Raw genomic sequence first — 8,499 nt, forward strand, 5'->3', positions numbered from 1 at the left:
TGGGCCAGGATGCGCGCCGCCGCCCCGGCGGAAATGGACCTGACGCCCGCCCTGACCAGCGCCGTGGCCCTGATGCGCGAAGCGCGGGCCGGGAGAATAAGCATGGGCGAGTTGCTGGAGACCCGGCTGGGCCAGATGGGCCTGTTCGGCGGCGAGGCGGTCACGCCCGAGACCGAAGCCCTGATCCGGCTGATGTATCGCGACGAGGCCTTGACGAAACCGCGCGGGAGCGAACGGATCGCCGAGGCGCTGAGAGACTATGCCCGTGGGGCCGCCGAGACGCCGACCGGCCCCGACCTGTTTGGAGCGACACCCGATGGCCGAGCCTTCCTCGACACCCTCATCCAGAAATACGCCGGGGCCGAAGGCGAAGGCCGAACCGGCCTCGCCTACGCCGGGGGCGACGAACCCCTCTGGTCCACAAGAGAGCTTTCGGGGGCGACGGCTGAGCCTGCTGGCCTCGACCTTCGACCGGCTGAGCCTGACGGCCAGCGACCGGGAGGAACACGACAGCAGCCAGAGGGCCAGCGAGGCGCTGAGCGAACTGGCCGACAGAATGAAGGCCAGTTCGCGCGTGTAGACCGCCCGATCCATGGGTTCGATGTCCAGTATGGGCAGGATGGCGATGGTCGGGCGACATTCTTTGTCGTCGCAGATGATGCGACATCGGCCGCAAAGGGGCTGAGCGTAAGTGACGGTATCTTCGGCTGGGTGGAAGATGGCGCCCTGAAGATTGAGAAGTCGGAGCTGCGACCAGAAGCGCGCGGAGCCGGTCTCGGAGTGGCAATGTATGAGCGCGCCGCGCAGGAGGCTGCATCGAGCGGTAAGGCGTTGCTCAGTGACTATGAAGTCAGCGTAAAGGCTGCGCGCGTCTGGGACGCCTTGCAGAAAAGGGGGTATGCAGTCGAACGCAATCCTGCTGCGACGCTAAAAGCTGACCCCTACACGCCATACTATCGGACTACGGACGACAGCCCGGTTTACACGATCCCGGCACCCGTCAGAGCTTCCCCGGACAGCACAGCGACGGCGCGCCTGGCCGCCTTCATCGACGCCGATCCCGAGCTGAAGGCCCTGATGGCGGACACCGAGGCGCTGGCGGCCGAGGCGGGCGTGAGGGTCGAACCGTCCACAGGGGCCAGCGATCCGTCCACCGTGGCGGAGGCCATACGTGCGGCGGCCGTGTGTCTTGCGTCCGATATTGTCGCATGACCGTTGATTCGTTAACGGCCATGAAGATCGCCCCTCCCCGCCCCGTCCTCGCCTGCGTCATGGTCATGCCCGACCAGGTGCAGTTCGACTGTCCCGCCTGCGACATCACTCATCTGCTGACGCGCGACCTGGACTTTCAGGAAGACCCCGCCGGTGTCTGGCGTCTGCGTGAACAACCGGGCTTCGAATGCGACTGCGGCGCCCTGATCGCCGCCGATTTCAGACTGACCGTCGAGAGGGCGTCATGAGCCGCGTGTGTCACCAGCCCGTCCGCATGGCGACGGGCGACGCCTTCAGCGACGAACAGATCGACGACATCCTGGACCGGATGCTGAAGAAGGCGCAGCGCAAGGGCGAGGCCTTCGACCGGGCGGCGATCCAGGAGGCGGCGGCCGAGCTGACCAAGGAGGAGCTGTTCGCCCGCCTGAGCGAGCAGCGGCTACGCGTCGCATCGGCGCGGGCCAGCCAGAAGATCGACGCCCAGCTGGCGGCGATGACCGCCGTGGGCGACGAGGCCGACCGGCTGAAGGCCTATAACGTCGGGTCGGAAAAACAGGGCCTGGCGGCCTCGTTCAGCGTGGACGCCGAGGCGCGGGCGCGGACCACGGCTCTGTGGGGCGAGGCGGAACGCCAGCTGCGGGACGCCGGGCTGATGGACAGGCTGTCGGGGTTCGCCGTCGACGAAGGGTTCGAACGCGCGATCCGCCGGGAACGGTCGCGGCTGAACGGGGCGGACATCGAGCCGACCGGCGACGCGGACGCCCTGAAGGTCGCCGAGATCCTGAACGGCCTGAGCGAAAAAGGCCGACTGATGCAGAACGACGTCGGGGCGTGGATCGGCCGATTGGACGGCTATTCCGGGCGTCAGAGCCATGATCGGCTGCGCGTGTCCGGCGGCTTCTGGCGCGAGTTCCAGGCGGGCGGGCTGGCGGCCATCAAGGATATGAAGGGCGCGAGCCTGAAGGCGAGCCGCCGGGCGTTCCGCGAATGGCGCGACTTCATCCGGCCGAAACTGGCGGACGAGACGTTCGCCGGGATCGAGGCGCGAGACGTGGACGACGGCTGGCTGGACGACGCCAAGGCGTTGCAGCGGGCGGGCGCTATCGACGACGCGGCCGATGTGCGCGAGGTGTTTCTGTATCGGGTCTGGTTCGACATCGTGTCGGGCAAGTCCGAGGTTCTGGGCGGGCTGGACGATATCGGGGATTTCCGACCGCCGGCGTCCAAGGCGCGCAGCGTGTCCAAGCACCGGGTGCTGCACTACAAGACGCCGGACGACGCTCACGACTATGCGCTGCGGTTCGGGCGCGGCTCGCTGCTGGCGAACGCCATGGCCGAGCTGGAACGGGCGGCGCGCAACACGGCCCTGATGAACCGTTGGGGCCCGGCGCCGGAGGCGATGTTCGAAAACACCGTGGGCAAGCTGCACGCCGAGGCGCGGGCGCGCGGCGACGTGGGCGCGGCCAATCGCCTGATGCGGGCGCAGCGCCGGGCCGAGTTCGACGAGCTGACCGGGGCGGGCAATCAGCCGGACAGTCTGCGTCTGGCCATGATCGGCCGGTCCATCCGAATGCAGCAGTCCCTGGCCAAGCTGGGGGGGATGGTGCTTTCGGGCCTATCGGACACGTCGCTGGCGGCCACGGCGATGAAGCGGGCGGGCGCGACCTGGCTGGACGGCTATAACGGCGCGCTGGCCGGCGTGACGCGGATGCAGGGGGCCGAGGGCAAGGCGGCGGCCGACCTTCTGGACGTCGGGGCGCGGTCGGCGGCGGCGCATCTGACCGGGCGGTTCCATGCGGCGGACGGGCCGCTGGGGTGGGCGGCCCAGGCGCAACGGTTCTTCTATCGCGTCAACCTGTTCGAGTTCTGGCAGGACGGCCTGCGTCGCGGCGTGGCGGAAATGTATTCGGCGCACCTGGGGGCCGAGGCGGCCAATCCGTGGGCGGCGCTGAACGCCGGGACGCGCGAGACGCTGGAACGCTATGGGATCGAGGCCGACGACTGGGAGCTGGTGCGCAAGGGCCTGGTCTCGCTGGACGCCGCCCGGACAGAAGGGTTCGCCGGGATGCGGTCGAGGCCGGAAGCGGGGCTGGACGCGCCGTTGGATGCGGCGGCCACGGCCGAGCCGGCCGGGCGGCGCTATTTCACCTTTGAGGCCCTGGACGGGCTGTCGGACCGCGATCTGTTCAAGCGGGCGGGCTTGACCGGCAAGGAAGCGACGCCCGAGGCGGCGCGCCGCCTGCGCGAGGATCTGCGCGTGCGGGTGCAGGCCATGGTGGGCGGGGTGCTGGACGACGCCATGACCGAGGCGCGGGCGCGCGAGCGGGTGGCGATGACGCGAGGGATCAAGCCCGGCACCGTGTGGGGCGAGGCCGTGCGCAGCTTCACTCAGTTCTGGAGCTTTTCGGCCGCGATCATGGGCCGCCACGTCGCCCCGGCCGCCAAGGGTTACGCCGGGCAGGCCCCCGTCGCCCTCCTCGCCCACCTGATCCTGGCCAGCACAGCCCTAGGCTATCTGTCGCTTCAGGCCAAACAGGTCGCCAAGGGCCGCGAGCTGCGACCCATGACGGACGAGGATGGCGAGTTCCAGGGCGGCAAGCTGTTCCTGGCGTCGCTGCTGCAGGGCGGCGGCCTGGGCCTGTATGGCGATTTCTTCTTCGGCGAGGCCAGCCGCAACGGCATGCCCGCGACCCTGTCCGCTTTCGCCGGTCCGGCCGTGGGCGAGGCGGAGAAGTTGCGCGGGATCATGGCCGACCTGATCAGCGGCGATCCCGAGCGCCTGGAAGACGTGCCGGCGGCGGGCTTCCGCTTCGCCAAGGACAATACGCCGTTCCTAAACCTGTTCTACGCCCGCACCGCCCTGGACTACCTGCTGCTCTACCGGATCCAGGAGGCGATCAGCCCCGGCAGCGTCGCGCGCTACGAAAAGCGGGTGGAGGACCAGACCGGCGCCGGCTTCATCGTCAGCCCTTCGGAAGCCATCGGGGCCTGACGGCCGTTACGGCGGTTCGTCCGCCCCCTTCCGGGGCCGCCCCAGTGTGGCGTCATGACGACGACGCCCACCCCGACGATCACCGTGCTGACGCCGACCGGCGACGAGACCGGGCCGTTCAGCACGGTCTGGCCCTATGTCAGTCCCGACGACGTGTGGGTCTTCATCGAGACCGGCGGCGTGCCAGGGCCGGACCTGGTCGAGAACGTCGATTACACCCTGACCAGCGCGGGGCCGGAGGCGACCGGCGGCGAGGTGACCCTGACGCCCGCCGCCGTGCCGGCCGGCGGCTGGGTGGCGGATGGACCGGGCGCGACGCGCCTGATCCTGAGACGCTGGACCGCCCGTCGCCAATCGACCGCCCTGCCCGACGCTGAGGGCCACAAGCCGCGCGCCACCGAACGCGCCCTGGACCGGGCCATGCGGATCGCCGAGGAGATCAGCGACGAGCAGGACCTGGCGATCAAGGTGGCGCCCGGACAAACGCCGCCGACGGCGAAAGAGGTCATGCTGGCCGCCAACGCCGCCGAGAGCATCGGCGAGGCGCTGGCCAAGTCGGAAGAGGCCCTAGCGGGTGTCGAGGACAAGGCGACCCGCGACGGCGATAATCTGACCCGCGCGGACACGGCCGGGTTCAATGCGCGGCTGGAGCAGTATCGCCTGCCCTTCGACAAGCCGCTGATGGATTTCGTCACGGATATCGACGCGCCGGACTGGAAGCCGTTCTTTGACGCGGCGGTCGACTGGGCGGCCGCGAACGCGCCGAGCGGTGTGCGGTTCATACTGCCGCGCTTCGTGGTGGCGGGCGGCATCCCGCTGTCCTGGGTCAAGCCGATCCTGTCGGACAACGTCAGTTTCGTCAGCAAGGGGCGTGCGATCTGGACCGGCGCCTATGAGATCGCGACAGACCGCTGCGACATCCGTCTGTTGCCGAGCGGGTCCAACTCCGTGTTCAAATGGGGCGCGAACGCCTTCGACCCGTCGGTTCCCGGCGGCTTCACCCAGCGCGGGGGCGGTCTGGAAGGCCTCAACATCCGGGGCTGGCTGTCCACGGCCTGGGTGATCGACTGCCACGGCGTCGCCAATCCGCAGTTCAAGTCGATCTGGCTGTGGGTGCCGTTCAACGCCATGAGCATCCGCAACGGCCTGGACCCGGAACTGACGGACATCCACGTCGAAGCCTATCGGAACACCGGTATCGTCCTGAACGGCACCGGCGAGGGCGGCGGGGCCGATCCGCGCGCCGGACGGGGAGATCGCGGCTTCGCCTATGATGTCGTCATTGTCGGCGCCGGCGACGAGGCGGGGCCTACCTCTCCCAATCCGGCGTTCGCCGTCCGGGGCTACTGGCACACCTTCGACTGCACCGGCGTGCGGATCGTCAAGGGCGGCGGGGCGCAGGCCTTGTGGGTGGGCGACCGTCGCAATGGCGACGCGAACCAGCGGCCGCACTTCATCACCTTCAACAACACCCAGATCGACTATGTGAGGTCGCGATCCATCGAGATCGACGACGCCGACGGGGTTTGGTTCAACGGCGCGCTGTATCTGAACAGTTCGACCCTGGAGCATATCAAGATCGGGGCGAACGCCCGCGACGTATCGATCGAGAAGCCGCGCGGCTATGCGTCCAAAAGCCGGATGATCACTGTTGGAGGCGTCTCGGTTCGGATCGAGGGGGGCACCTGCAAGCGCTGGAACTCGGACGGGACGTCGTCAGAGCCCTGCATCTACATGGAGCCGACCGCGACCGATCTGAGGATCGACGGCGTCTCTTTCGGCGATCCGCTGAGCGTCGACAGTTCGGCGGGCAAGCTCGCAGTCTACGCCCCTCCCGAGGCCGGCGGCGCGCTGTCGATGGTCGGCTGCAGTTTCAGCAAACTGGCGACCCTGCCGGTCGCCATCGGCGGGACGCGGTTCAACTCGGCAGGGTGCGTGGACGAGTTCGGGCCTGCGAAACTGCCGATGGGCGCCTTCAAACTGTTCCTGGGCGCCCAGGATTATCTGTCCGGCTCGCACGCCCTGTATGCCGTGGGCGACATGGCGATGGCCTATGCGGGGGCGGCGGCCTTCTTCAACAGCTATTATGACGGGGCGGCTTTCCGTCGCGCATCGACCGGCGCCGCCGCCTATCTGAAGAACGAAGAGGCGGGCCTGGCTGTGTATCAGGCCGGGACCGGCGCGGCCGGCAGCGCCTTCTCCGCCAATGTCGTGGCGCGGTTCAATATCGACGGTTCGATGCGGGTCCAGACCCGCCTGGGCGTCGGCCGCGACGCGGTGGCGGGATCGTCGGTCATGGCCACGGCCGGAGACATCGCCATCGGCGGCGCGGTCCCCTCGGTCTGTTTCAACCTGTATTTCGACAATGGCTGGAAATATATGGGGAACGGCCCCGGCCTGGTGATCCGGGCTGTGCTGAATGGGGCGACCCCACGGCTGCAGCTGCAGTCCGCGCCGAACAACACCGGCGGCCCTGGGGCGGCGGCGGCCATGACCGTCGTCGGCCATGTGGCGACCAACTGATGCGGTCCTCCGATCATGCCCTGCTCGCGGTCTGGGACGCCGCCCGTCACTGGCTGGAGCCGTTCGTGCCCGGCGCGGTCGGCGCGGCCATCGGGCAGATGTGGGAGCCCGGCCTGGGCTGGCGCGACCGCCTGGCGCAATGGACCGTGGGCGTGACCTTCGCCGCCTTCCTGGTCCCGGCCGCCGGCCATGTCTTCCACTGGCCCCTGCCCCTGATCAACGCCGTCGGCTTCGTCGTCGGGACGCTGGCCTTCAAGGCCTACAAGCCCCTGCGCGAGGCCTTCATCGCCGGGGCGTCCGGCGGGCTGAAGCTGTTCTTCACCAATCTCGGCAGCTGGGTTCCGCGTCGCGGCGCCGCGCCGGTTCCCCCCAACACTGAAGGAGAAGGCTGACATGGCGTTCAACCTGTCAAAGGCCAGCCGCGCACGCCTGGTCGGCGTGCATCCCGAGCTAGTCGCCATCGTCGAACGCGCCATTGAGCTGACGCCGGTGGACTTCAAGATCACCGAAGGGCTGCGCAGCGTCACGCGGCAAAAGGAACTGTTCGCCGCCAAGGCGACGCAGACGATGAACAGCCGTCACCTGACGGGCCACGCGGTGGATGTCGTCGCGCTGGTCGGAGGTTCGGTGCGCTGGGACTGGCCGCTCTACGGCCGGATCGCCGCCGCCTTCAAGCAAGCCGCGCTAGAGCGCGGTTCGCCCATCGTGTGGGGCGGCGACTGGAAGACGCTGAAAGACGGCCCGCACTTCGAACTGGATCGGAAGAGGTTTCTTTAATGCTGACGCTCGCCGCTCTGCACGAAGCCAACATCGCGCGCCAGGCGGCGTGGTGTCCTGACGAAACTAAGCAGCCCAGCCTGTCCTTCAGGGGCAACGAGCTTGCCGGTGAAACCGGCGAGGCCTGCAACGTCATCAAGAAGCTCGAGCGCGAACGGCATGGCTGGGCTGGCTCGCGCGACACTCTAGAGCATCTGGGCGAAGAGTTGGCCGATGTGGTGATCTGCGCAGACCTTTGCGCGATCACCGCTGGCGTCGATCTGCAAGCAGCCGTCGTCGCCAAGTTCAACGCGACCTCCGAGAAGGTGGGGCTGCCGCATCGGCTGGATCCGTCGCTCAACCTTGGGGCCCTGATCTTCGGTTTCCACATGCGGGATATGCTGAGCGACAGCGATCCTGTTGTGGCGGCCGGCGCGGCTAATGCGCTCGCCGAACGTATCGTGGCGTTCCTGACGAAGGGATCGGCTTGATGCCCCTCCTCGCCCTGTTCCGCACCTATCGAAAGTTCCTGACCCTGCTGGTGGTGCTGGCGGGGGCGGCGGCCGTCTATTTCTGGCTGGAGAAGGCCAAGGATGATCGCGCCCTGCTGCTGACCCAGGCGCGGGAAATCTGCGCCTCGGCCGGCGAGCCGTTCCAGCCCGAAGGCTCCAGGCAAAAGGACTGGGGCAAGCGGTGCAACGGCCGCGTCGTCGCCCTGGTCGCCTTCCGCGAACAGGTCCGCAGCGGATCGCTGGACGCCATGCTGGCCGACCTCGAACGCCGCGAAGGCAAACAAGCGGCGGATGCGGCCCTGGCGGCCGTCTATGCCAAACGGGCGACCGACGCCCTGACCCGAATGGAGGCGGCCGATGCGGCAGTCAAAGATGATCGTGTTGGCGGCGACTGGGCTGCTGCTGTCAACGACCTTGCTGGCCTGCGCTAAGCCCCCCGCCGTCGCGCCGCCGCCCGAGGTCGTGGTGCGCACGGTGCGCGAGACGCCGCCGGCCGAGCTGCTG

8 protein-coding genes are annotated in these 8,499 nt (G+C 68.5%); all 8 read left to right on the forward strand.

The annotated features are described in order from the left end of the window. The first annotated feature begins 102 nt into the window (after nucleotides 1-102). The 8 genes from RTU05_RS15790 to RTU05_RS15825 are packed head-to-tail and all read left to right on the forward strand — an operon-like array spanning nucleotide 103 to nucleotide 8,426. Entirely contained in the window at nucleotides 103-1,212 is a 1,110-nt protein-coding gene (locus RTU05_RS15790; protein ID WP_312599292.1) for a hypothetical protein, read from the forward strand. A 20-nt stretch (nucleotides 1,213-1,232) separates the two neighbouring features. Beyond that, on the forward strand, nucleotides 1,233-1,460 hold the full coding sequence (locus RTU05_RS15795) for a hypothetical protein (protein WP_312599293.1): 228 nt from the start codon (nucleotides 1,233-1,235) through the stop codon (nucleotides 1,458-1,460). Next, nucleotides 1,457-4,204 (forward strand): hypothetical protein, encoded by a 2,748-nt coding sequence (locus tag RTU05_RS15800; RefSeq protein WP_312599294.1) that lies wholly within the window; start codon nucleotides 1,457-1,459, stop codon nucleotides 4,202-4,204. The genes RTU05_RS15795 and RTU05_RS15800 overlap by 4 nt, the downstream gene beginning before the upstream one ends. A 54-nt stretch (nucleotides 4,205-4,258) precedes the next feature. After that, entirely contained in the window at nucleotides 4,259-6,727 is a 2,469-nt protein-coding gene (locus tag RTU05_RS15805; RefSeq protein WP_312599295.1) for a hypothetical protein, read from the forward strand. Then, nucleotides 6,727-7,119, forward strand: a complete 393-nt coding sequence (locus RTU05_RS15810) for a hypothetical protein (RefSeq protein ID WP_312599296.1) — start codon at nucleotides 6,727-6,729, stop codon at nucleotides 7,117-7,119. The genes RTU05_RS15805 and RTU05_RS15810 overlap by 1 nt, the downstream gene beginning before the upstream one ends. Nucleotide 7,120: 1 nt before the next feature. After that, entirely contained in the window at nucleotides 7,121-7,504 is a 384-nt protein-coding gene (locus tag RTU05_RS15815; protein WP_312599297.1) for a M15 family metallopeptidase, read from the forward strand. Continuing rightward, on the forward strand, nucleotides 7,504-7,974 hold the full coding sequence (locus tag RTU05_RS15820; protein ID WP_312599298.1) for a MazG-like family protein: 471 nt from the start codon (nucleotides 7,504-7,506) through the stop codon (nucleotides 7,972-7,974). Before RTU05_RS15815 ends, RTU05_RS15820 begins: the two co-directional genes overlap by 1 nt. Then, nucleotides 7,974-8,426 carry a hypothetical protein gene (locus RTU05_RS15825; RefSeq protein ID WP_312599299.1) on the forward strand — a complete coding sequence of 151 codons (453 nt, stop codon included), beginning with the start codon at nucleotides 7,974-7,976 and terminating at the stop codon, nucleotides 8,424-8,426. The genes RTU05_RS15820 and RTU05_RS15825 overlap by 1 nt, the downstream gene beginning before the upstream one ends. Nucleotides 8,427-8,499 lie beyond the last annotated feature (73 nt).

Origin of the sequence: Brevundimonas sp. (genome assembly GCF_032017145.1) — a bacterium.
In the GTDB taxonomy this organism is placed as follows: Bacteria; Pseudomonadota; Alphaproteobacteria; order Caulobacterales; family Caulobacteraceae; genus Brevundimonas.